This is a genomic window from Streptomyces sp. NPDC126499 (assembly GCF_040302485.1).
Taxonomy (GTDB): Bacteria; Actinomycetota; Actinomycetes; order Streptomycetales; family Streptomycetaceae; genus Streptomyces.
In genome coordinates this window covers 166,828-188,902 of the sequence record NZ_JBEOUO010000002.1, presented here as the reverse complement: position 1 = coordinate 188,902, position 22,075 = coordinate 166,828, and the positions used below count along the sequence as shown (strand labels likewise).

Below are 22,075 nucleotides of genomic sequence, written 5' to 3'. Positions count from 1 at the left end.
AGGGGGAACCAGATGACCGCCGTCCTGATCCTGTTCGGCTCGCTCGGGGGAATCGGCCTCCTCCTGGTCATCCTGGTACTCCGCCGCTCCAGCAGTCGAACGGAATCCGCCGACGGGCTGCGGATCGAGCATGAGGCGCGGCGCCAGGCGCAGCTGGACCGTGTGTCGTACAACGCCCGCGCCGTCCACAACTCCCTGCCCACCGCCGGCGACAGCTACCAACGACGCCATCGCCGCGGCTGAGCCGGGGTGGCTGCCGGCAGGCCCGGTTGACGCCGCACTTCGTCCCGGGACGAGCGGTGAGGGGGCGGGCGCGGGCAAGCCCCTGCCCCCAGCCGCCGTTCCCGGGCGGCGTGCCTAGACTCCTCAAGATCCACGGCCGGTGCGGCCTGGAGGTCAAGGGGAGGGACAGTGAGGAAGTCAGCCGTCAGGGCGGTGGGCGCGTTCGCCGCCGCGGTGATGTTGTGGGGCGGTACGCAGGCCACCGGCGTGCAGGCCGCGGAGGCCGGGACCGTGGGAGCCGCGATCACGACCGCGCCGTATCCGGGTGAACTGCGGGTCGTCAGCTGGAACATCTGCGGGGAGGCGGGCGGTGCGCGCGGCCAGGTCGGCTACTGCGCGTACCGCAACGCGCCCGAGGTTAAGGCCGATCAGGTGGCCGGGCTGGTCGCCGAGCAGCAGGCGAACGTCGTGATGCTGCAGGAGGTCTGCGGCTACGACGAGGAGGTGCCGGAGGCCCAGCGGCGGGCCAACTGGCCCAAGAGCCACATGGCGTTGCTCAAGGAGCGCCTGGGTCCCGGCTGGTCGTTCGCGCACGCGGTGGGCAACCGGGAATCGGACCTGGACTCGCGCTGCCGGGGCGAGGCGCTGGGCGGCGACCTCGGTGTGCTGCTCGCCGTGAAGGGCACCTTCGACGGGCCCGTCGAGCGGGTGGAGACGGTGCCCGCCGAGCTGTCGGCCCGCAGGCTGCCGCTGCTGTGCGCGCGGATGACGGGGTACGCCGACACGCTGTGCACCACCCATCTCGTTCCGGACGAGCCGGAGATCGCCCGGCGGCAGGCGGAGTTCGTCCGCGATCACCTGGCCCAGGCGCATCCGGCCGGTGCGGTGATCGGCGGTGACTTCAACCGCAACTCCGAGGCGGCGGAGCTCGCTCCGATCGCCGGGACCATGAGCCGCTGCGTCAACGGCGACCACACCTACCAGTACTGGGGCTCCACCGCCGCGAGCCCGAGCAGGCACCGCCTCGACCACCTGTTCGCGACCAAGCGGACGCGGGGCGGCAGGTTCGTGACGTGCGGGGTCGACCACTCCCGCCTTGACACCACCCAGAACACGGGCACGGAGCTGACGAATCCGCCGAACGGCTACTCCGACCACGCCCCGGTGATCGGCTACTTCCGTGACGCCCCCGTCCCGGGCGACCTGAGCGGTGACGGCCGGCCCGACCTGGTCGCGGTCGACGACGCGGGACGCCTGCGTCTGTACCCGGGGCAGGGCTCCGGCGCCCTCGGCTCGTACACGCTGATCGGTACGGGCGGCTGGGCGGGTGTCTCGGTCACCCACCGCGGGGACTGGACCGGGGACGGCCGGGAGGACGTGGTCGCCCGCGTCGGCGAGGAACTGCGCGTCTACGCCAACCGCGGCGGCGGGGCCCTCGCCGCGCCGGTCGTCGTCGACCGGCTGCCCGTGACGGCGCGGATCGTCGGTGTCGACGACCACACCCACGACGGTCACCCGGATCTGGTGGTCTCCCACGACGACCGGCTGTGGCTGTACGCGGGCGTGCGGGGCGACGTCCCGGACGTGGCCGTTCCCGTGCTGATCGGCGCGTCCGGGTGGAACGTGATGACGCTGACCTCGCCCGGTGACGCCGACCGCGACGGCCGCACCGACCTGCTCGCCCGTGACACCCGCAACGGTGACCTGTGGCTCTACCGGGGCTTCGACGACGGCGGTTTCGGCGCTCGCACCCGCTACGGCCACGGCTACGGCACGCTCAACCGGCCGCTGCTCGCCGGCGGCGCGGACGCCGACGGCAACGGCGTGGCGGACCTGTGGGCCACCACCGACGAGGGCACCGGCACCCTGATGTTCTACGCGGGCGGGACGAACGCGTCGGGCGACCCGGTGGACGGGACCCGGACGACGGTCGGTCTGGGCAGCTGGAACACGATCCGTTCGATCGGCTAGCGACGGCGGATCCGAGTGACCGGGTCGTGAGCGACCAGGTGCAAGGCGACCGGGGCCGAAGCGACTGGGGCCGAGGGGACCGGGGCGTGACCGACCAGGTCCGAGGAGACCGCGTCCGAAGTGACTTGGCCTGAGCGACCGGGGCCTGAGCGACCGGGCCTGAGCGCCGCCCGTGTCCGCGTTCGCGGGCGGCGCCGGGACCGGCCGGAGTCTTCCCGGGGATCGAGGAGACGACCGGGGGGACGACCGGGGCCGCCCCGAGAGGGTGGCCGGGGTCAGCCCACCGGGACGCCCGCCTCCAGGTTCAGGACGGTGCCGCGTTCGCGGGCGCGCAGGGCCCAGCGGAGGCGGTGGTAGCGGACCGGGGGCAGCAGGTCGGCGGCCTCCTCCTCGGTGACGAAGCGCCAGGCGCGGAGCTCGGCACCGGGCAGGAGGAGGCGGTCGGCGTCGGCGGCCGGCAGCCGGCCGCCGTCGAAGAGGAGGCGCAGCCCGCCGTAGCCGGGAGGCTGCGGGCGCTCCCAGTCGACGAGGAGGAGGCGGGGGACGGCGTCGAGTTCGAGGCCGATCTCCTCGGCGACCTCGCGCATGCCGGCGCGGGCGGGCGGTTCGCCGCGTTCGACGACGCCGCCGGGGAACTCCCAGCCGGGCTTGTAGGTGGGGTCGACGAGCAGGAAGCGGTCCTGCTCGTCGAAGAGGAGCACGCCCGCGGCCAGGGTCTCGCCGGTGGGTTCGGGGGTCTGGACGATGCCGCAGGGGGCGGCGTGGCCGGCGGCGACGGCGTCGGCGACGGCGCGGGCGGTCTCGGCGGCGGTGAGCGCGGAGTTGTCGACGGCGTAGGCGTCGGCGGAGAGCCAGCCGTCGAGGGCGGCGCGGTAGGGGTCGATGTGGTCGAGGCACCAGCGGCGGGCGCGGGCGACGGCCTCGGCGGCACTCTCGTCGCCGTGCGGGGTCCCGGCACCGGTCTCGTCGGGGTCCGCTTCGCCGGCGAAGGCGGCCCGGCTGTCGATCCGGCCACGCAGGATCGTTTCGTCGGGTGTGAGCACCACATGCCGCACCTCGATCCGCCGGGCGGCGAGCCCGCCGAAGATCTCGTCGCGGTACTCCTGGCGGAGCAGGGTCATCGGTACGACGAGGACGCCGCCCATCTCCGCGAGCAGCGCGGCGGCGGTGTCCACGACCATGCGGCGCCAGATCGGCAGGTCCTGGAAGTCGGTCACCTCCGCGAGACGTTTCCGCGGGAGCATCCGGCCGATGGCGCCGCCGGTGAGCTCCGGGTCGTACAGCGTGCTGTTCGGGATCAGATCGACCAGCTCGCGCGCGGTGCTGGACTTCCCCGCGCCGAACGCACCGTTGATCCAGACGATCACGATTCCCCCTCTTCGGTCGGCCCCAGTGAGCCCCCAGTGGACTGCCCGCACCACCCTGCCACCAAAACCCCCCGCGGGAACCGGGCTCCCCCGCCACGGCGTAACACTTCACGAGGCGCCGTCGTTGGAAACGGCGAGCACAAGGGGGTGCGGAGATGGACCGAACGGTACTGGAGCGTTTTCCGGCGGGCGGCCCGCGCGGCAGCTGGCCCGCGGAGGAGTTCGCCAACGCGCGCCGCGAGGAGGGCCTGCCCGCGCGCGTGGTCATGGATCTGGAGGCGGACGCCTTCCTGGTGATCGTGGAACAGCGTTCCCCGGAGTCGGTACGGGGCTGAGGCCGGAGCGGACCGGGAGGCGTACGGCTCACGGAGCAGCGGTCGGGCGACGGAGGCGTACGGCTCACGGGGCAGCGGTCAGGCGACGGAGGCGTACGGCTCACGGAGCAGCGGTCAGGCCCTTTTGGGGACGGCCGGCGGCGGGGAGTGCGGCCCACGGGGGCGGGGCAGGCCGGGGCCCGGGATGCCTGCGCTCGCCGGGGCGGGCGGCCCGGCTCAGTGGACGGTGCCGTCCGGCAGTGCCGCGGCCGCGGCGCCCAGCAGTCCCGCGTCCGTGCCGGTACGGGCGGGGACCACGGTGAGTCCCCGCACGAAGGACAGCGTGGCGTACGAGCGGAGGCTGCGCCGCAGCGGTGCGAAGAGGACCTCGCCCGCGCCGGCCACTCCCCCGCCGATCACCGCGATGTCGACCTCGACGAGGGTGGCGGTCGCGGCGATCCCGGCCGCGAGGGCCTGGGCGGCGCGCTCGAAGGAGGCGACCGCCACGGGGTCGCCCGCACGGGCGGCGGCGGCCACCGCCGCGGCGGAGCGGTCGCCGTCGGGGCCCGGGCGCCAGCCGTCGTCCCGGGCGCGTCGGGCGATGTGCGGGCCGCTGGCGATCCGTTCGACACAGCCGCGTCCGCCGCAGGCGCACGGGTCACCGTCGAGGTCGACGCTGATGTGGCCGATGTGACCGGCGTTGCCGGTGGGGCCGGGGTGGAGGCGTCCGCCGAGGACGAGTCCGCCGCCGACGCCCGTGGAGACGACGAGGCACAGCGCGTTGTCGTGGCCGCGGGCCGCGCCCTGCCAGTGCTCGGCGGCGGTCATGGCGACGCCGTCGCCGACGAGGGTGACGGGCCGTCCGCCGGTGGCCCGGTGGACCCGTTCGACCAGCGGGAAGGCGCGCCAGCCGGGCACGTTGACCGGGCTGACGGTGCCGGCCGAGGCGTCGACCGGGCCGGCGCTGCCGATGCCGACGGCACCCGCCGACGCCCAGAGCGGCGAGCCGGAGAGCTCGTCGAGCACGTCCGTCACCGCCCGCATCACCGTCTCGCCGTCCTCCCGGGCGGGCGTGGGCCGCTGCGAGCGGACCCGGATCCGGCCCTCGGCGTCGACCAGCGCTCCGGCGATCTTGGTGCCACCGATGTCGAGGGCGACGACGAGGTCAGTGCGCATGGGCTCCGTGTCTCCGTGGGGGCAGTGGATGTGACCTACAGTCTTCCCGGCTCTGACAACGTTGTCCAGGTCCTATGCTCGACAGCAACGAGATCGAGATCGACACCGGGACCGGGCCAGGCCGAAAGCGAGACCGGCATCGGTACCGGGACCGGGACCGACGACCCCGCACACGACGGAGGAACCGCGCACCGTGGCCGACATCGCCCGCCGCCCCGAGCACCGTTACGGCCATCGGCCCACGATGAAGGACGTCGCCGCGCGGGCCGGGGTCGGCCTCAAGACCGTCTCGCGGGTCGTCAACGGCGAGGCGGGCGTCACGCCGGACACCGAACGCCGCGTGCAGGAGGCCATCGACGCGCTCGGCTTCCGCCGCAACGACAGCGCGCGGGTGCTGCGCAAGGGACGCACGGCGTCGGTCGGGCTCGTCCTGGAGGACCTGGCCGACCCCTTCTACGGGCCGCTCAGCCGCGCCGTCGAGGAGGTGGCCCGGGCGCACGGGGCGCTGCTCATCAACGGTTCCAGCGCGGAGGACCCGGACCGGGAGCGGGAACTGGCGCTCGCGCTGTGCGCCCGGCGGGTGGACGGACTGATCGTCATTCCGGCGGGCGCCGACCACCGTTACCTGGAGCCGGAGATCCGGGCCGGCGTGGCGACCGTCTTCGTGGACCGCCCCGCGGGCGGCATCGACGCGGACACCGTCCTCTCGGACAGCTTCGGCGGCGCCCGGGCGGGCGTGGCGCACCTGATCGCGCACGGCCACCGCCGCGTCGGCTTCATCGGCGACCGGCCCCGCATCCACACCGCGACGGAGCGCCTGCGCGGCTACCGGGCGGCCATGGAGGACGCGGGCCTCGCGGTGGCCGACGCGTGGGTGTCGCTCGGCCCGACCGATCCGGAGCGGGTGGCGGAGGCGGTCGACGCGATGCTGTCCGGTCCGGAGCCGGTGACGGCGCTGTTCGCGGGCAACAACCGGGTGACGGTGACCGCGGTACGGGTCCTGGCGGCGCGGGAACGGCCCGTGGCCCTCGTCGGCTTCGACGACATCGAGCTCGCCGACCTGCTCGGCATCACGGTCATCGCCCAGGACGCGGCGGCGCTGGGCCGGACGGCGGCGGAACGGCTCTTCCGCCGCCTCGACGGGGCCGAGGAGCCCCCGGCGACGGTCGTCCTGGAGACGAAGCTGCTCGCCCGCGGCTCGGGCGAGATCCCGCCCCCGGCGGAGCGCTGAGGGCCGCCGGAAGGGCGGCCGGCACGTACGTCCGCCACGGCGTCGGCCTCGGGCGCGCCTTCGCGCGCGCACCGGCCCTCCACCAGCCGCTGCCCGGCGAGCCGCCCGGCCGGGCCAGGCCGACGGCCGACGCCGCCGCCGTTCGGCGCGATCACCGGGGTCGCCGGGACCTCAGCGTCGTCCAGGTGCCGCCCGACATGCCGCCCGGTCAGGCCGGCGGCCGACACCGCCGCGCCGCCGTTCGGCGCGGTCGCCGAAGTCGCCGCGACCGCGGCGGTCGTCCACCTCATGGCGGGGTGGCCGACCGCCGCCGGGGCTCAGCAGACCGGCAGGCCCGGCAGCGGCTGGTCGTTGTCGCCGCCCTTGATGTAGACAAGGCTGAAGTACACGTCGGTGTTGCCGCTGTCGTCGTCGGTCCTGGCCCACCAGACGTTGCTCCACTCGCCGTAGGTCTCGCGGCGGCCGAGGTTCGTCTGGCAGTAGAAGTAGTTGGTGCCGGCGTTGAGGACGCCCATCTGGGCGCCCCCGTGGCTGTACGTCTTCTCGGTGCGCCACACCTGGCAGTCGTACTTCCCGCCGCCGCGCGAGAAGCAGACGGGTGCGGGTGGCGGGGCCGCCCCGCCCCCTCCGCTGGTCGTGGTCGAGCCGCCGGTCGTCCCGCCGCTGCCGCCCGTGCTCCCGCCGGACGCGCCGCCCGGAAGGGGCGCCTTGGAGGTCCTGGCGGAGGGCGAGGGGGAGGCGGAGGCGGTACGGAGCGGGAACAGCGGGCCGACGGGCATCGGCACCGCGCCGTGTCCGCCGGGCCCGCCGTGAGGAACCGGCCCAGCGAACGGGGACGCCGCTTCGGGCCCCGCCACCGGACCACCCGTCATACCGGACGGGACCGCCCCACCGAACCCGGACGCCGGGCCACCCGTCATGCCGTACGCATCCGGCCCGCCGAACCCGTACGCGCCCGCCGGCCCCGCGGCGGCCGTCCCCTGGACGCCCGCACCGCCCTCCGGACGGAGCGGTACGGCGGCGGGCTCGGTCGGCACCCACAGGTGCGGTGCCCCGCCGTGCCCGCCGGAAGGCGCGCCCGGCCCCGTGCCGGGCCCGGTGGTCATCGGCGGAACCGCCGGCTCCGTGCCGTCGGCCACCGCGGCCAGCAGGCGTGCCGCCGTCCGGGCGTCGGGGCGCCGGGACGGGTCCTTGTCCATGAGCTGCCGGAGCACCGGGCCGAGCGGGCCCGCGTTGCGGGGCTCGGGCAGGGGCTCGACGACGATGGCGTTGAGCGTGGACCAGGTGGAGGTGCGGCGGAACGGCGAGGCGCCCTCGACCGCCGCGTACAGGGTCGCGCCGAGCGCCCAGACGTCGGAGGCGGGGCCGGGCTGCTGCCCCTGGGCGCGCTCGGGCGCCAGGTAGTCCAGGGAGCCGACGATCTCGCCGCTGCGGGTCAGATGGGTGGCGGAGCCGTCGCCGGGGTCGTCCATGGCGGCGATGCCGAAGTCGGTGAGGACGATGCGGCCCGACCGGTCGAGCAGGACGTTGCCGGGCTTGACGTCGCGGTGGAGGACACCGACGTCGTGGGCGGCGGCCAGGGCGTCCAGGACGGCGGCGCCGATCCTCGCGGCCTCGCGCGGCGGGAGGGTGCCGCGTTCGCCGAGGACGCCGTCGAGCGAGGGCCCGTCGACGAGTTCCATGACGATGACGGGGCGGCCCTGGTGCTCGGTGACGTCGTGGACGGCGACGACTCCGGGGTGGCGGACCCGGGCCGCGGCCCGCGCCTCGCGCTGCATGCGCAGGCGCAGGTCGTCGAGCTCGGGGCCCGAGGCGTCGTTGTAGGTGCGCAGTTCCTTGACGGCCACCTCGCGGCCGAGGACCTCGTCGACCGCGCGCCAGACGATTCCCATGCCGCCGCGCCCGAGCTGCCGCACGACGCGGTAGCGGCCGGCGAGCCGCTCGTTCTCCCCCGAAGACACCCGTGCCCCGTTCCCTGTTCGGCTGTGATGAACGCGTACAGGGTACGGGGCGGGGCGGTCGGGTCCGCGCGGGCCTCGGGGCTACTGGGCGGTCGCCGTCAGGTCGCCGCGGCGCGGGGCGGCGAAGCGGGCGAGGTCGGCGCGGGTGAGGCCGGTGAGGGCGTCGACCTCGGCGGTGTCGAGGGCGCCGCAGTCGATGCCGCGCAGCAGGTAGGAGCTGAGGGCCTTGGCGGTGGCGGGCTCGTCCATGACGTCGCCGCCGGCGTGGTTGGCGTAGGCGGACAGGCGCTTGGCGGCGGTCTCGAAGCCCTCGCGGTAGAAGGCGAAGACGGCGGCGTAGCGGGTGGGGATGTGGCCGGGGTGCATGTCCCAGCCCTGGTAGTAGGCGCGGGCCAGGGCGCGGCGGGTGAGGCCGTAGTGGAGCTTCCACGCCTCGTGGACCTGGGCGGTGGGGCCGACGGGGAGGACGTTGGTGGAGCCGTCGGAGACGCGTACGCCGGTGCCGGCGGCGGCGACCTGCATGATCGCCTTGGCGTGGTCGGCGGCGGGGTGGTCGCTGGCCTGGTAGGCGGCGGAGACGCCGAGGCAGGCGCTGTAGTCGAAGGTGCCGTAGTGCAGGCCGGTGGCGCGGCCCTCGGCGGCGTCGATCATGCGGGCGACGGTGGCGGTGCCGTCGGCGGCGAGGATGGCCTGGCTGGTCTCGATCTGGATCTCGAAACCGAGGCGGCCGGCGTCGAGGCCGTGGGCCTTCTCGAAGGCTTCGAGGAGGCGGACGAAGGCGGTGACCTGCTCGGGGTAGGTGACCTTGGGGAGGGTGAGGACGAGGCCGTCGGGCAGGCCGCCGTTCTCCATGAGGCCGGTGAGGAAGACGTCGGTGGTGCGGATGCCGCGGTCGCGTACGGCGGCCTCCATGCACTTCATGCGGATGCCCATGTACGGGGCGGCGCTGAGGTCGGCGTAGGCCTCGGTGATGATCCGGGCGGCGCGGGCGGCATCGTGGTCCTCGTCGCTGCCGGCGTAGCCGTCCTCGAAGTCGACCCGCAGGTCCTCGATGGGCTCGCGCTCCAGCTTGGCGCGGACGCGGCCGTAGACGTCCTCGGCGAGGTCGTCGGCGAGGCCGAGGACGGCAGCGAAGGTGGCGGCGTCGGGGGCGTGCTCGTCGAGGGCGGCGAGGGCCTGGTCGCCCCAGGAGCGGATGGTTCCGGCGTCGAAGGCGTTGCCGGGGACGTAGACGGTGTGGACGGGCTGGCGGGTGCCGGGGTCCCCTGGGTAGCGGCGGTCCAGCTCGGCGTCCACGGCGGCGAGGGAGGCGCTGATGTCCTCGCTGACCGCGCCCGCGAGGCTCGTCGACACCTTCTCCTGCTGACCCATCCCACATCCTCCTGTTTTCCGCTGCACGGAATCAACAATCCGTATAGCGAAGTTAGTAGTCCGCCGGGACCTGCGTCAATGGTTGTCCGAAACGGCGCGGGGCCGCACGGCGAGAGTTCGCCGTGCGGCCCCGGGTCCGACAGAACCGCTGGTCAGCCGCTGGTCATCAGCCCTTGCGGGACTTGACCTCCTCGGTGAGGGCGGGGACGACGTCGAAGAGGTCGCCCACCACGCCGTAGTCGACGAGGTCGAAGATCGGGGCCTCGGCGTCCTTGTTGACGGCGACGATGGTCTTCGAGGTCTGCATGCCGGCGCGGTGCTGGATCGCGCCGGAGATGCCCGCGGCGATGTAGAGCTGCGGGGAGACCGACTTGCCGGTCTGGCCGACCTGGTTGGAGTGCGGGTACCAGCCGGCGTCGACGGCGGCGCGGGAGGCGCCGACGGCCGCGCCGAGGGAGTCGGCGAGCGCCTCGATGATCGCGAAGTTCTCGGCACCGTTGACGCCGCGGCCGCCGGAGACCACGATCGCGGCCTCGGTCAGCTCCGGGCGGCCGGTGGACTCGCGCGGGGTGCGGGCGGTGATCCTGGTGCCGGTGGCCTTCTCCGAGAAGGAGACGGACAGCGCCTCGACGGTGCCGGCGGCCGTGGCGGCCTCGACGGGGGCCGAGTTCGGCTTGACCGTGATGACCGGGGTGCCCTTGGAGACACGGGACTTGGTGGTGTACGAGGCGGCGAACGCGGACTGCGTCGCGACCGGGCCCTCGGCACCGGCCTCCAGGTCCACGGCGTCGGTGATGATGCCGGAACCGATGCGGACCGCGAGGCGGGCGGCGATCTCCTTGCCCTCGGCGGAGGACGGGACGAGCACGGCGGCCGGGGACACGGCCGCGTACGCGGCCTGGAGCGCGTCGACCTTCGGGACGACGAGGTACTCGGCGAACTCGGGGGCGTCGGCGGTGAGGACCTTGACGGCGCCGTGCTCGGCGAGGGCGGCGGCGGTGTCGGCGGCACCGTTGCCGAGGGCGACGGCGACCGGCTCGCCCAGGCGGCGGGCCAGCGTCAGCAGCTCCAGGGTGGGCTTGCGGACGGCTCCGTCGACGTGGTCGACGTAGACGAGAATCTCAGCCATGGGACTTCAATCTCCTGCGAACGAAAAGGGGGCGGTCTGGTGGCTCTGCGCGAGCCCGCCGGTCCCGGGGCCGCGCCCCGGGAGTCCGGCTAGATGAACTTCTGGCTCGCGAGGAACTCGGCCAGCTGCTTGCCGCCCTCGCCCTCGTCCTTGACGATCGTGCCCGCGGTGCGCGCCGGGCGCTCGTCGGCGGAGTCGACCTTGGTCCAGGCGCCCTCCAGGCCGACCTCGTCGGCCTCGATGTCGAGGTCGGAGAGGTCCAGGGACTCCACCGGCTTCTTCTTGGCGGCCATGATGCCCTTGAAGGACGGGTAGCGGGCCTCGCCCGACTGGTCCGTCACGGAGACGACGGCCGGAAGCGAGGCCTCCAGCTGCTCGGAGGCGGTGTCGCCGTCACGGCGGCCCGTCACCTTGCCGTCCTCGACCTTGACCTCGGAGAGCAGGGTGACCTGCGGGACGCCCAGGCGCTCGGCGAGGATGGCCGGGAGGACACCCATGGTGCCGTCGGTGGAGGCCATGCCGGCGATGACCAGGTCGTAGCCGGTCTTCTCGATCGCCTTGGCGAGCACCAGCGAGGTGCCCATGACGTCGGTGCCGTGCAGGTCGTCGTCCTCGACGTGGACGGCCTTGTCGGCACCCATGGACAGCGCCTTGCGCAGGGCGTCCTTGGCGTCCTCCGGGCCGACCGTGAGCACGGTGACCTCGGCGTCGTCCGCCTCTTCGGCGATCTGCAGCGCCTGCTCGACCGCGTACTCGTCGAGCTCCGAAAGGAGGCCGTCGACGTCGTCGCGGTCGACCGTCAGGTCATCGGCGAACTTCCGGTCGCCAGTGGCGTCCGGCACGTACTTCACACAGACAACGATCCTCAAGCTCACGCCGGCTCTCCTACTGCATCGTCATAACTGGGCTGCGTTGCTGCTCGCAGCATAGGCGCCTGAAGGGCGGGTTTCCGGTCGGGGCCTCCGTAGCCCCACCGGAAATATTACTCGTCAGTACAGCCAGTTCGTTACCGGTGAGCAAGCGCTCAGCCATGTGACCTTGCCAACGCCGCCGCGGTCGGCCGTACGGGAACTCTCAGTCCCGCAGCGCGTTGAAGCGCCCCTGGTGGTACAGCAGCGGACGGCCGGCCTCGCCGGGGCTGCCGTCGCCGGAGCCGGCGGCGCGGGGATCGCCGGCGACCACCTCGGCTATGACGATCCGGTGGTCCCCGGCCGGGACGCGCGCCACCACCCGGCCCACCAGCCAGGCGAGCACACCGTCGAGGACGGGAACGCCCTCGGGGCCCGGGCCCCAGCGGGTGGGCGGGGCGAAGCGGTCGGCGCCGCTGCGGGCGAAGGTGGTGGCCAGCTCCCGCTGGTGCTCGCCGAGTATGTGGACGCCGACGTGCTCGGCCTCGGCGAGCACGGGCCAGCTGGAGGAGCCGGTGCCCACGCCGAAGGAGATCAGCGGAGGGTCGGCGGCCACGGAGTTGAGCGAGGTGGCGGTGAAGCCGACCGGCCGCTCGCCGTGCGCGGTGATGACCGCGACTCCGGCGGCGTGCTGCCGGAAGACGGAACGGAGCAGGTCGGGAGAGCCGGTGCGGGGTGCGCCGACGGCGGGGACGTCGGTGCGGCCGGGAATCGTCGGCAGCGTGCGGAGCTCGGGCGAGACCGTCATGGAGTCGTCCTTCAGCGGGGGCGGCGGGAGGGGGGTCGCGGGTTCGTCAGACACCCGGACAGCGCGCGCTCGCGTTGCGGGCGAGGTCCACGTGGGCCCGGCCGTGAAGAAGGAGTTCTGGCACCATTGCGCCAGCCTGACGATCGTTGACGTGTGCAGTCAAGTGCGGACCGTCAGATGGGAGCAGGGTCACCACGTGGCACGGGCCGCCACGTCGGATGGGCCACCGCGTCACACGGACCACCAGGTCAGACCGCGCGCCCGAGGGCGGCGATGACGTCGGCCTTGCGGGGCTGCCCGGCGGCCCTGCGGACGATCCGGCCGGACCGGTCGAGGACCAGCACCGTGGGCGTACGGACGATGCCCAGGTCCCGTACGAGATCGAGGCGCTCCTCGGCGTCGATCTCGACGTGTCCCACGCCCTCGACCATGGCGGCCACCTCGGCGAGGGTGCGGCGGGTGGCCCGGCAGGGCTGGCAGAAGGCGGTCGAGAACTGGACCAGGGTGGCCCGCTCCCCCAGCTCAGCGCCGAGCTCCGCCGCGCCCAGGACCTCGGTCATCCGTCCGCCTCCTCGCCTGTCGTCCACACCGGATCAAGCGTCCCACGGGACCGTTCGATTCCCGCCACGGCGACCGGGAGTGACGAGAATCTCCCCGTACGAAGCCGTCAGGGCTGGTTATGAGCCCCCACATGGGGCACGATCTGCCCAAAGCCGAAAACCTACGGCCGCGTAACTTCGCCGGGAGAACCCTCCCGAGGCACAGACGAAGGGTTTCCCTCCAGATGGCAGAGCTTGTCTATCGACCGGTCATCGGCGCCGCACTCACGATGTTCAAGGCGCTGGACCTGAAGATCGACACTCAGGGTTCGCAGCACATCCCCCGCCAGGGCGGGGCGGTCCTCGTGAGCAACCACATCAGCTATCTGGACTTCATCTTCGCCGGTCTCGCCGCGCTGCCGCAGAAGCGGCTGGTGCGGTTCATGGCGAAGGACGCGGTGTTCCGGCACAAGGTGTCCGGGCCGCTGATGCGCTCGATGAAACACATCCCGGTGGACCGCGCGCAGGGCGAGCACGCCTACGAGCACGCGCTGAGCGCGCTGCGGGCGGGCGAGATCGTCGGTGTCTTCCCCGAGGCGACCATCTCGCAGTCGTTCACGCTCAAGAGCTTCAAGTCGGGTGCGGCGCGCCTCGCGCAGGAGGCCGGGGTGCCGCTGATCCCGATGGCGCTGTGGGGCACCCAGCGCATCTGGACCAAGGGCCGGCCGCGCAACTTCCGGCGCAGCCACATCCCGGTCACCATCCGGGTCGGCGAGCCGGTGGAGGCGCCGGCCGACCAGTACGCGGGGGCGATCACCCGGCGGCTGCGCGGGCGGGTCCAGGAGCTCCTGGAGGCGGCGCAGCGCGCGTACCCGGTGCGCCCCAAGGACGCGGCTGACACCTGGTGGGTGCCCGCGCACCTCGGGGGCACGGCGCCGACGCCGGAGGAGCTCAAGGCCGCCGAGCGCGGCGACGGGATCCAGTAGGACCGCCGGTCACTCCGGGTCGCGGACGGTGATCCGGGCTCCGGGGCTGACCTTCTGGAGCAGTTCGGCGAGTTCCTCGCCGGCGGTGCGCAGGTCGCCGAGGGTCATCGGCTCCAGCGACTCCAGCAGGAACAGCGCGTCGGTGGTGTCGTCGTCGATGCGGGTGCGGGGGCCCTGGCGCCAGTTCCAGCGGCGGCAGGTGACGCCCGCCTCGTCGCACCAGACGACCTCGCCGGGTTCCGGGTGCTCGATCGTCTCCTCGCCGCCCGCGACGGTGACGAACTCCTCCCGGCCGGTGGCGCGGACGAGCCGCATGCCGCCCTGGATCCTGTTCAGGTCCTCGCCTCCGACGGGGATCAGGTGGGCCACGCTGATCGCGTTGTAGGCGTCGACGAGCCGGTTGATCCGGGGCAGGCCGCCGTCGGCGAGGGCGCGTCGGGCGAGCGCCTCGGCGGAGTTGCGGGTGCGGGAGGGCTTGGCGCCGAAGGCGGAGTACGCGGCGCGCCAGGCGGCGACGTGCGGGTCCTGGTCCGGGGTCCGGCCGGCCAGGCGCTCGGTGAGCCGGCGGGCGGCGTCGTCGAGCAGGGCCGAGCTGGTCGCGTCGCTGGGTCCGTTGACGAGTCCGTGGGCCTCGACGGCGAGGTGGGTGAAGCCGGGCACGAGGGTGCGAACCTCGTCGGAGACGGTGAGGGTCAGAGTCATGATCCGCCGTTCAGAGTTGGCTGGGAAGCAGCGTCCACAGGTGGGGCCGGTCCCGTGCGGCCCGCAGGGCGGCCAGGACGGCCGGATGCGGTTCATCATAGAGCACCGGATAGTCCACTTCATTGAACTCCGGTCGTACGGGCCAGGCCAGCCGCTCCTCGTCGAGCGAGAACCGCGCGTCCACCACTCCCGCCAGGTTGCCCCGGGGGTCCTGCCGCGCCCAGCGGTCCTGTCCGGGCAGCTTCACGGCGACGAGGCCGTGGATCATCGGGTTCGCCCCGTCGTCGGCGAGGCGCTGGTAGCAGAAGGCGGTGGGGATGGACCGGGCCCGGAGCAGGGCGGCGAGGGCGTGCGACTTGGCGGAGCAGGTGCCGTTGCGGGTGGCGAGCACGTCGGAGGCGCGCCAGGTGACGCGCGGGTCCCCGGAATCGGCGGAGTGCGGGACGGCGTCCCGTACGTACTCGTAGGCGGCCTTGGCGTATGAATATGCGTCCGGATGGTCACTCCACAGTCGGTCGGAGCGCTCCCGCACCACGGGGTGCTCATGGTCGACGGCTTCACTTGCCGCCAAGTAGGCGGCGATGTCCGGAGTCTTCTGGATGAGTTCCATGATCCGTGAGCATAGGAATGCGGCCGGACGCAAGTCAATGACTTTACATCCGGCCGCATACTCATGCACCCTCGGGGAGGATGGATCGCTCAGCGCGCCATCTCTTCCTTCAGCGCTTGGAGGAAGGCGTCCACGTCGTCCTCCGAGGTGTCGAAGGAGCACATCCAGCGCACGTCACCGGCCGCCTCGTCCCAGAAGTAGAAGCGGAAGCGCTCCTGGAGTCGGCGGCTGACCTCGTGCGGGAGCCGCGCGAAGACCGCGTTCGCCTGGACCGGGTAGAGGATCTCCACCCCGTCCACGCCCCGCACGCCCTCCGCGAGGCGCTGGGCCATCGCGTTGGCGTGCCGGGCGTTGCGCAGCCACAGGTCCTTGGCGAGCAGCGCCTCCAGCTGGACCGACACGAAGCGCATCTTGGAGGCGAGCTGCATGGACAGCTTGCGCAGGTGCTTCATGTGGCTGACCGCGTCCGGGTTGAGGACGACCACGGCCTCGCCGAAGAGCATGCCGTTCTTGGTGCCGCCGTACGAGAGCACGTCGACGCCCACCGCGTTGGTGAACGCCCGCATGGGCACGTTCAGCGACGCGGCCGCGTTGGCTATGCGGGCGCCGTCGAGGTGGACCTTCATGCCCTTGGAGTGGGCGTGCTCGACGATGGCCCGGATCTCGTCGACCGTGTAGACGGTGCCGAGCTCGGTGTTCTGGGTGATCGAGACGACCTGGGGCATCGCCCGGTGCTCGTCCTCCCAGCCCCAGGCCTGCCGGTCGATCAGCTCGGGGGTGAGCTTGCCGTCCGGGGTGGGCACGGTGAGCAGCTTGAGGCCGCCCATCCGCTCCGGCGCGCCGCCCTCGTCCACGTTGATGTGCGCGGACTCGGCGCAGATCACCGCGCCCCAGCGGTCGGTGAGCGCCTGGAGCGCGGTCACGTTCGCCCCGGTCCCGTTGAAGACCGGGAAGGCCTCGGCCGAGGGGCCGAAGTGGCTGTGCATGATCCGCTGCAGGTGCTCGGTGTACTGGTCCTCGCCGTAGGCGACCTGGTGGCCGCCGTTGGCGAGGGCGATGGCCGCGAGGACCTCCGGGTGGGCGCCGGCGTAGTTGTCGCTGGCGAAGCCCCGGACCGACGGGTCGTGGTGACGACGGGCGTCGGTCCTGGAGCCCAGGGCCGTGGTCACGGCTTGGGGGTCAGCCACAGGCGCTGTCCATTCACTTCCTCGGCGGGCCTGTCCCACAGTCCGGCGATGGCGTCGGCCAGGTCCGTGACGTCGGTGAAGCCCGCGAACTTCGCATTCGGGCGCTCGGCGCGCATGGCGTCGTGCACCAGTGCCTTGATCACCAGGATCGCAGCAGCCGCCTGCGGACCCTCGTCGCCCCCCGCCTTGCGGAAGGAGTCCGCGAGGGCGAGCGTCCACGCCTCGGCGGCGGCCTTGCCCGCGTTGTACGCGGCGTTGTTGGCCAGCGGCTTGTGCGCGCCGACCTGGCTGACCAGGGCGTAGCGGCCGCGGCCGCCGCTGCGCAGCAGGCCGTCGTGGAAGGCGAGCGAGGTGTGCTGGACCGTACGGATCAGGAGCTTCTCCAGGAAGTCCCAGTCCTTGAGGTCGGTCTCGGGGAAGGAGGAGCTGCCGCGCCAGCCGCCGACGAGGTGGACCAGGCCGTCGATCCGGCCGAACTCCTTCTCGGTCTTGTCGGCCCACTCGCGGGTGGCGTCCAGGTCGAGCAGGTCGACGGTGTCGCCGGTGACGGTGGCACCGCCGTGGGCGTAACGGGCGGCGTCGACCGCCTCGGCGAGCCGTGCCGGGTCCGCGTCGGAGGCGACGACGGTCGCCCCCGCCTCGGCCAGGCGCAGGAGGGCCGCCCGGCCCGCGGGGCCCGCCGCGCCGGCGACCGCGATGACGGCTCCGTCCAGCGCTCCGCCGTTTCCGTTGCCGCTCATGGTCGTCGCCTCCTGCTCCGTCGCCTGGGTGGGTCCGGTGGACCCGTCGTTCGCCCGTGCCGTGTGGGTCGCGTCGGTCACGCGGCGGCCTGCTCGGCCGGCGCGGTCTTCGCGGCGGTGATGCCCTTGGTGGAGGCGATCACGCCCTTGAGCTTCTTGGCAAGGGCCTCATAGAACATGCTGAGCGGAAACTCGTCAGGAAGCACGTCGTCCACGAGCTTGCGCGGCGGCTGGGTCAGGTCCAGGGCGTCGGGGCCCTTGGCCCAGGTGGAGCCGGGGTGCGGGGCGAGGTAGGTGGAGACCAGCTCGTACGCCTTGAACCAGTGGACGAGCTTCGGGCGGTCGATGCCGTCGCGGTACAGCTTCTCGATCTCGCCGCAGAGCTGGTTGGTGACCTCGGGGGCCCGCTTCCAGTCGATCTTCAGCGTGTTGTCGGTCCAGCGCACCACGTCGTGCTTGTGGAGGTACGCGAAGAGCAGCTGGCCGCCGAGACCGTCGTAGTTGCGGTTGCGGTCGCCCGAGACCGGGAAGCGGAACATCCGGTCGAAGAGCACCGCGTACTGCACGTCACGGCCGTGCGCGTTGCCCTCGGCCTCCAGCTTCACGGCCTCCTTGAAGGCGGTGAGGTCGCAGCGCAGCTCCTCCAGGCCGTACATCCAGAACGGCTGGCGCTGCTTGATCATGAACGGGTCGAAGGGCAGGTCGCCGTGGCTGTGGGTGCGGTCGTGGACCATGTCCCACAGGACGAACGCCTTCTCGCAGCGCTCCTGGTCCTCGACCATGGCGGCGATGTCCTCGGGCAGGTCGATGCCGAGGATGTCGACGGCGGCGCCGGTGACCTTGCGGAAGCGGGCGGCCTCGCGGTCGCAGAAGATGCCGCCCCAGGTGAAGCGCGCGGGGGCCTCGCGCACGGCGATGGTCTCGGGGAAGAGGACGGCGGAGTGGGTGTCGTAGCCGGCCGTGAAGTCCTCGAAGGTGATGCCGCAGAAGAGCGGGTTGTCGTAGCGGGTGGCCTCCAGCTCGGCGAGCCACTCCGGCCACACCATGCGCAGCACGACCGCTTCGAGGTTGCGGTCCGGGTTGCCGTTCTGGGTGTACATGGGGAAGACGACGAGGTGCTGGAGCCCGTCGACGCGGTTCGCGGCCGGCTGGAAGGCGAGCAGCGCGTCCAGGAAGTCGGGGACCTCGAAGCCGCCCTTGGCCCACTTGCGCAGGTCGGCGACGAGCGCGTGGTGGTAGTCCGCGTCGTGCGGGAGCAGCGGGGAGAGCCGCTCGACCGCGGCGACGACGCGCTCGACGGTCTGCTCGGCGTGGGCGCGGGTCGGCGCGCCCTCGGCCTCGAAGTCGATGGAGCCGTCCGCGCTCTGCCAGGGACGGAGCTCCTCCACGGCATTCTTGAGCTCGGGCCATGCGGGGTGGTCGATCACCGGAGCGTCGGTGGAAGTCCCCCCACCGGTCACGTCCTGCACAAGAATTTCCGTCATGCCTCTTCCTCCACAGGAGAACCTTGCGTCAAGACACCGTATGCATCCACGGTTCTTCCCCGCAAGAGGGGGTAAGAGAAATTATCCTGCGCGACCCCCCTTGTCGCCGCGAATTTTCCTGTCGAGTGGGCTTGCGCGATGAGAAACACGGGCTTCCGTGGGGACGCTTCCCGTTTTGCCCCCATCTACTAGGCTGCGCCCCGAGCCGACCCGCACCGAGCCGCACCCGGCCCGGCGGAGCCACGGGCCGGACCCCGACGGAAGCGAGAAGATCTTGAGTTTCCTCACCATCGGTCATCGCGGAGTCATGGGCGTCGCGCCCGAGAACACCCTGCGCTCCTTCGTCCTCGCCGAGCAGGCGGGCATGGACGCCGTCGAACTCGACCTCCACCTCAGCAAGGACGGCGCGCTGGTCGTCATGCACGACGCCGACGTCGACCGCACCACCGACGGCAGCGGGCCCGTCGCCGGCAAGACCCTCGCGGAGCTGCGCGAGCTCGACGCGGGCGAGGGGGAGCGCGTCCCCGTCTTCGAGGAGGTCCTGGAGGCGGTCCGGGCCCCGGTCCAGGCCGAGATCAAGGACGTCGCCGCGGCCCGGGCCCTCGCCGGGGTGATCAACGAGCGTGGCCTCACCGCGCGGGTGGAGGTCCTCTCCTTCCACGACGAGGCCCTGGCGGAGATCAGCGGCCTCGTCCCCGGGGTGCGCACCGCGCTCGTCGCCGACCATCCGCAGTCCGACGTGGTGGAGCGCGCCCTCGCCGTGGGCGCGGGCGCGCTCGTCCTGAACATCCGGCACCTCACCCTGGACACCGTCGAGCGGGCGCACGCGGCGGGCCTGCGGGTGATCGGCTGGGTCGTGAACACCCAGGACGACCTGCGGCTCGCCCGGGCCCTCGGGCTCGACGGCGCCACGACGGACCGGCCGGAGATCCGGCGCACGGGCCGCTTCACCGCCTGAGCGGCCGTCCGGGCCGGGCCGGATCCGGCGCGCCGGAGATCAGACCAGTTCCTTCACCAGGAGCTCGAACTCGAGGTCGTCGCGCTGCGGCACGCCGAAGCGCTCGTCGCCGTACGGGAACGGGCTCGTCCGGCCCGTACGGCGGTACCCCCGGCGCTCGTACCAGGCGATCAGCTCCTCGCGCACCGAGATGACCGTCATGTGCATCTCGCGCACGTCCCACAGCTCCCGCACCCGACGCTCGGCCTCGGCGATGATCCGCCGGCCGAGACCGGCGCCCTGGAGTTCCGGGCGGACCGCGAACATGCCGAAGTAGGCGGCCTCACCGCGGTGTTCCAGCTGGCAGCAGGCGACGATCCCGCCGTCCCGCTCGACCACCATCAGCCGGCTGCCGGGCGTGGTGATGACCGCCTCGACGCCTGCCGGGTCCGTCCGCTGCCCCTGGAGCAGATCCGCCTCGGTGGTCCAGCCGCCCCGGCTGGCGTCGCCGCGGTAGGCGGACTGGACGAGCTCGACGAGCACGGGGACGTCGTCCAGGACGGCGTCGCGATACGTGAGGCGGTCGGTGTGCCGGGGCGCGGCGGTGTCCATGGTGTGCGGGTCTCCCCTCGGGCGCTGACGATCGGCGGACGCGATCGGCCCCGAGCCTAACGCGCGCCCCGCGCTCCCCCTCGTACACCTGTGCGCGTCCGTGCGCCCGCGTGGGTGCGGCGGGGGCCGGGCATGCACTCGACGGGACCGTGAGGAGGGGGGTGTCCGGCGTGCACGGACCGGCTCTGTCCGGCTGGCTGCTGGTGGTGCTGTGCGCGGCGAGCGGCGCGTACTGCCTGTGGCGGACGCGCGGCAGCGCCGGCGAGGAGCGCGCGGCGGCCGTGAGCGAGGCCGTGATGGGCTTCGGCATGGCGGCGATGGCCCTGCCCGCGGCGGTGCTGACCCCTCCGGAGTGGGCCTGGGCGGTGTACGCGGCGGTGTTCGGCGTCGCGGCGCTGCACGGGCTGACCGGGGCGGTGCGGCGGGGGCGTCATCATCTGCACCATCTGGTCGGTTCGCTCGCGATGGTCTACATGGCGGTGGCGATGGCGGGGGCGCCGGGCGGCGGCCACGGGGCGCACGGCGCGGGGCACGGCGGCGCGGCCGCCGGCGCGGGCATACCCCTGCTGACGGGGGCGCTGATCGTCTACTACGGGGTGTACGTGCTGCGTTCGGGCGCGCGACTGGTCCCGGTGACCGCACCGGCCCCGGACGCGTCCGGGGCGGCGGGCGCGGCGGCCGCGCCGGGCGGCGTGGTGGGGTCGGGCGCGGCGGCCGGGCGGGGCGGGGCGGAGCTGACGCTGGTCTGCCGGCTGTCCATGGCGCTCGCGATGCTGGCGATGCTCCTCACGCTCTGAGGTACCGGTGCGGTGCAATCAAACCGTGGCGTACGTCACTTGATCGGCGAGGGCATACCCCTGCCTGGTACCGCCTCATAGGGTGGCGCCATGTTGGTCTCCCTCGCGCTCCTCGCGCTCGGCGTCCTGACCGCCGTCGTCGCCCCGCGGCTGCTGTCGCGGGCCGACTGGGTGGAACGGGAACCCGTGGTGGCGCTGTGGGTGTGGCAGTGCGTCGTGGCGGCGATCCTGCTGAGTTTCGCGCTGTCGATGACCTTCAGTGCGGCCGCCGCCTGGCAGGCGGTGCGGGGCCAGGTCTTCGGGTCCGCGCCGCGCGCGGTGATCGAGGCGTACGAGCTCGGCACCCACGCCCCGTGGTCGGCGACGCTGGCCGTGCTGCTCGCGGCCGGCGGCCTGTGGTCCGGGGCGATGCTGGGCCGGGAGATCGGCCGGGCCCGGGCCCGCCGCAGGCAGCGGCGCTGCGAACTGCTGGTGCGGGCGCCGCTGTTGCCCGGCGAGGAGCCCGCCGACAGCGGGCGCCTGGTCGTCCTGGAGGAGGAACGCCCCGGTGCCTGGTGGCTGCCCGGCGGGACGCCGCGCCTGGTCGTCACCACCGCCGCGCTGCGCCGTCTCAAGGGCCGTCAGCTCGACGCCCTCGTCGCGCACGAGCAGGGACACGCGCGGGCGCGGCACGACTGGCTGCTGCACTGCGCGACCGCCCTCGCGACCGGTTTCCCGGGCGTCCCCGTCTTCGCCGCCTTCCAGGGCCAGATGCACCGGCTGGTGGAGCTGGCGGCGGATGACGTGGCCTCGCGCCGCTTCGGACGGCTGACCATCGCCCTGGCCCTGGTCGAGCTCAACGAGGACCGGGGAGTGTTCGGCCCGGGACCGGCCCCGGACGCCGACCTCCCGCAGCGCGTCAACCGCCTGCTGACGGCCACGCCCCGCCTCACCACGGCCCGCCGGCTGCGCCTGACGGCGGCGGCGACCCTCGTCCCGGCCGTCCCGGTCCTGGTGGCGTTCGTCCCGGCGCTGACGGCGCTCGGGTAGAGAGCCCAGACGGACACCCCGGCCGCCCGCCGGCGGTCCCAGCCGATCCTGGCG

Annotated in this window: 22 protein-coding genes; 8 read left to right on the top strand and 14 right to left on the bottom strand. The window is 73.3% G+C overall.

All coding sequences use genetic code 11. The features are described from left to right. Positions 1 to 12: 12 nt before the first annotated feature. Together ABTZ91_RS03555 and ABTZ91_RS03550 are read left to right on the top strand one after the other, a co-directional pair. A complete protein-coding gene (locus ABTZ91_RS03555) occupies positions 13 to 243 on the top strand; it encodes a hypothetical protein (protein WP_352075452.1) in 231 nt (76 codons plus the stop codon). Positions 244 to 411: 168 nt separating this feature from the next. Then, the gene (locus tag ABTZ91_RS03550) at positions 412 to 2,193 is read left to right on the top strand and encodes an FG-GAP-like repeat-containing protein (RefSeq protein ID WP_352075451.1); all 1,782 of its coding nucleotides are present in this window, start codon (positions 412 to 414) and stop codon (positions 2,191 to 2,193) included. Positions 2,194 to 2,468: 275 nt separating this feature from the next. Here the strand turns inward: ABTZ91_RS03550 and ABTZ91_RS03545 are convergent, their stop codons facing one another. Continuing rightward, the gene (locus ABTZ91_RS03545) at positions 2,469 to 3,560 is read right to left on the bottom strand and encodes an NUDIX domain-containing protein (RefSeq protein ID WP_352075450.1); all 1,092 of its coding nucleotides are present in this window, start codon (positions 3,558 to 3,560) and stop codon (positions 2,469 to 2,471) included. Positions 3,561 to 3,715: 155 nt separating this feature from the next. Between ABTZ91_RS03545 and ABTZ91_RS03540 the strand changes: the two genes are divergently transcribed. Then, positions 3,716 to 3,895: a hypothetical protein gene (locus tag ABTZ91_RS03540; protein WP_352075449.1), complete on the top strand. Its 180-nt coding sequence runs from the start codon at positions 3,716 to 3,718 to the stop codon at positions 3,893 to 3,895. 216 nt (positions 3,896 to 4,111) lie between these two features. Here the strand turns inward: ABTZ91_RS03540 and ABTZ91_RS03535 are convergent, their stop codons facing one another. After that, on the bottom strand, positions 4,112 to 5,050 hold the full coding sequence (locus ABTZ91_RS03535; protein WP_352075448.1) for an ROK family protein: 939 nt from the start codon (positions 5,048 to 5,050) through the stop codon (positions 4,112 to 4,114). 193 nt (positions 5,051 to 5,243) lie between these two features. Here ABTZ91_RS03535 and ABTZ91_RS03530 point away from each other — a divergent pair, with 193 nt between their 5' ends. Next, a complete protein-coding gene (locus ABTZ91_RS03530; protein WP_352075447.1) occupies positions 5,244 to 6,281 on the top strand; it encodes a LacI family DNA-binding transcriptional regulator in 1,038 nt (345 codons plus the stop codon). A 317-nt stretch (positions 6,282 to 6,598) separates the two neighbouring features. Here ABTZ91_RS03530 and ABTZ91_RS03525 read toward each other — a convergent pair whose 3' ends face one another. The 6 genes from ABTZ91_RS03525 to ABTZ91_RS03500 all read right to left on the bottom strand — a co-directional run bounded on the left by ABTZ91_RS03525 (position 6,599) and on the right by ABTZ91_RS03500 (position 12,958). Continuing rightward, positions 6,599 to 8,242 carry a serine/threonine-protein kinase gene (locus ABTZ91_RS03525; protein ID WP_352075446.1) on the bottom strand — a complete coding sequence of 548 codons (1,644 nt, stop codon included), beginning with the start codon at positions 8,240 to 8,242 and terminating at the stop codon, positions 6,599 to 6,601. Between the two features lie 81 nt (positions 8,243 to 8,323). After that, complete coding sequence (locus ABTZ91_RS03520; RefSeq protein ID WP_352075445.1) at positions 8,324 to 9,613, bottom strand: DUF6986 family protein; 1,290 nt, start codon at positions 9,611 to 9,613, stop codon at positions 8,324 to 8,326. A 166-nt stretch (positions 9,614 to 9,779) separates the two neighbouring features. Beyond that, a complete protein-coding gene (locus tag ABTZ91_RS03515; protein WP_352075444.1) occupies positions 9,780 to 10,742 on the bottom strand; it encodes an electron transfer flavoprotein subunit alpha/FixB family protein in 963 nt (320 codons plus the stop codon). 89 nt (positions 10,743 to 10,831) lie between these two features. Next, positions 10,832 to 11,617 (bottom strand): electron transfer flavoprotein subunit beta/FixA family protein, encoded by a 786-nt coding sequence (locus ABTZ91_RS03510; RefSeq protein ID WP_352075443.1) that lies wholly within the window; start codon positions 11,615 to 11,617, stop codon positions 10,832 to 10,834. A gap of 199 nt (positions 11,618 to 11,816) precedes the next feature. Continuing rightward, positions 11,817 to 12,398: a flavin reductase family protein gene (locus ABTZ91_RS03505; RefSeq protein ID WP_352075442.1), complete on the bottom strand. Its 582-nt coding sequence runs from the start codon at positions 12,396 to 12,398 to the stop codon at positions 11,817 to 11,819. A 248-nt stretch (positions 12,399 to 12,646) separates the two neighbouring features. Continuing rightward, positions 12,647 to 12,958, bottom strand: coding sequence for a thioredoxin family protein (locus tag ABTZ91_RS03500; RefSeq protein ID WP_345490944.1), 312 nt, complete (start codon positions 12,956 to 12,958; stop codon positions 12,647 to 12,649). 224 nt (positions 12,959 to 13,182) lie between these two features. Here ABTZ91_RS03500 and ABTZ91_RS03495 point away from each other — a divergent pair, with 224 nt between their 5' ends. Next, positions 13,183 to 13,923, top strand: a complete 741-nt coding sequence (locus ABTZ91_RS03495; protein WP_352075441.1) for a lysophospholipid acyltransferase family protein — start codon at positions 13,183 to 13,185, stop codon at positions 13,921 to 13,923. 9 nt (positions 13,924 to 13,932) lie between these two features. On the opposite strand, the gene ABTZ91_RS03490 is transcribed toward ABTZ91_RS03495, so the two are convergent. The 5 genes from ABTZ91_RS03490 to ABTZ91_RS03470 all read right to left on the bottom strand — a co-directional run bounded on the left by ABTZ91_RS03490 (position 13,933) and on the right by ABTZ91_RS03470 (position 18,646). After that, positions 13,933 to 14,625 (bottom strand): phenylalanine--tRNA ligase beta subunit-related protein, encoded by a 693-nt coding sequence (locus ABTZ91_RS03490; RefSeq protein ID WP_352075440.1) that lies wholly within the window; start codon positions 14,623 to 14,625, stop codon positions 13,933 to 13,935. Between the two features lie 10 nt (positions 14,626 to 14,635). Further along, entirely contained in the window at positions 14,636 to 15,235 is a 600-nt protein-coding gene (locus ABTZ91_RS03485) for a transglutaminase-like domain-containing protein (protein ID WP_352075439.1), read from the bottom strand. An 89-nt stretch (positions 15,236 to 15,324) separates the two neighbouring features. Next, positions 15,325 to 16,404 carry a low specificity L-threonine aldolase gene (locus ABTZ91_RS03480; protein ID WP_352075438.1) on the bottom strand — a complete coding sequence of 360 codons (1,080 nt, stop codon included), beginning with the start codon at positions 16,402 to 16,404 and terminating at the stop codon, positions 15,325 to 15,327. Next, positions 16,401 to 17,162 carry an SDR family oxidoreductase gene (locus ABTZ91_RS03475; protein ID WP_352075679.1) on the bottom strand — a complete coding sequence of 254 codons (762 nt, stop codon included), beginning with the start codon at positions 17,160 to 17,162 and terminating at the stop codon, positions 16,401 to 16,403. Before ABTZ91_RS03475 ends, ABTZ91_RS03480 begins: the two co-directional genes overlap by 4 nt. Before the next feature lie 77 nt (positions 17,163 to 17,239). After that, positions 17,240 to 18,646: a DUF6421 family protein gene (locus ABTZ91_RS03470; RefSeq protein WP_352075437.1), complete on the bottom strand. Its 1,407-nt coding sequence runs from the start codon at positions 18,644 to 18,646 to the stop codon at positions 17,240 to 17,242. Between the two features lie 274 nt (positions 18,647 to 18,920). On the opposite strand from ABTZ91_RS03470, the gene ABTZ91_RS03465 reads away from it, so the two are divergent. Next, the gene (locus ABTZ91_RS03465; RefSeq protein ID WP_352075436.1) at positions 18,921 to 19,604 is read left to right on the top strand and encodes a glycerophosphodiester phosphodiesterase family protein; all 684 of its coding nucleotides are present in this window, start codon (positions 18,921 to 18,923) and stop codon (positions 19,602 to 19,604) included. Positions 19,605 to 19,643: 39 nt separating this feature from the next. On the opposite strand, the gene ABTZ91_RS03460 is transcribed toward ABTZ91_RS03465, so the two are convergent. Then, positions 19,644 to 20,195: a GNAT family N-acetyltransferase gene (locus ABTZ91_RS03460; RefSeq protein WP_352075435.1), complete on the bottom strand. Its 552-nt coding sequence runs from the start codon at positions 20,193 to 20,195 to the stop codon at positions 19,644 to 19,646. 170 nt (positions 20,196 to 20,365) lie between these two features. On the opposite strand from ABTZ91_RS03460, the gene ABTZ91_RS03455 reads away from it, so the two are divergent. Further along, positions 20,366 to 20,992, top strand: coding sequence for a DUF5134 domain-containing protein (locus tag ABTZ91_RS03455; protein WP_352075434.1), 627 nt, complete (start codon positions 20,366 to 20,368; stop codon positions 20,990 to 20,992). Between the two features lie 90 nt (positions 20,993 to 21,082). Beyond that, positions 21,083 to 22,021, top strand: a complete 939-nt coding sequence (locus ABTZ91_RS03450; protein WP_352075433.1) for a M56 family metallopeptidase — start codon at positions 21,083 to 21,085, stop codon at positions 22,019 to 22,021. Positions 22,022 to 22,075 lie beyond the last annotated feature (54 nt).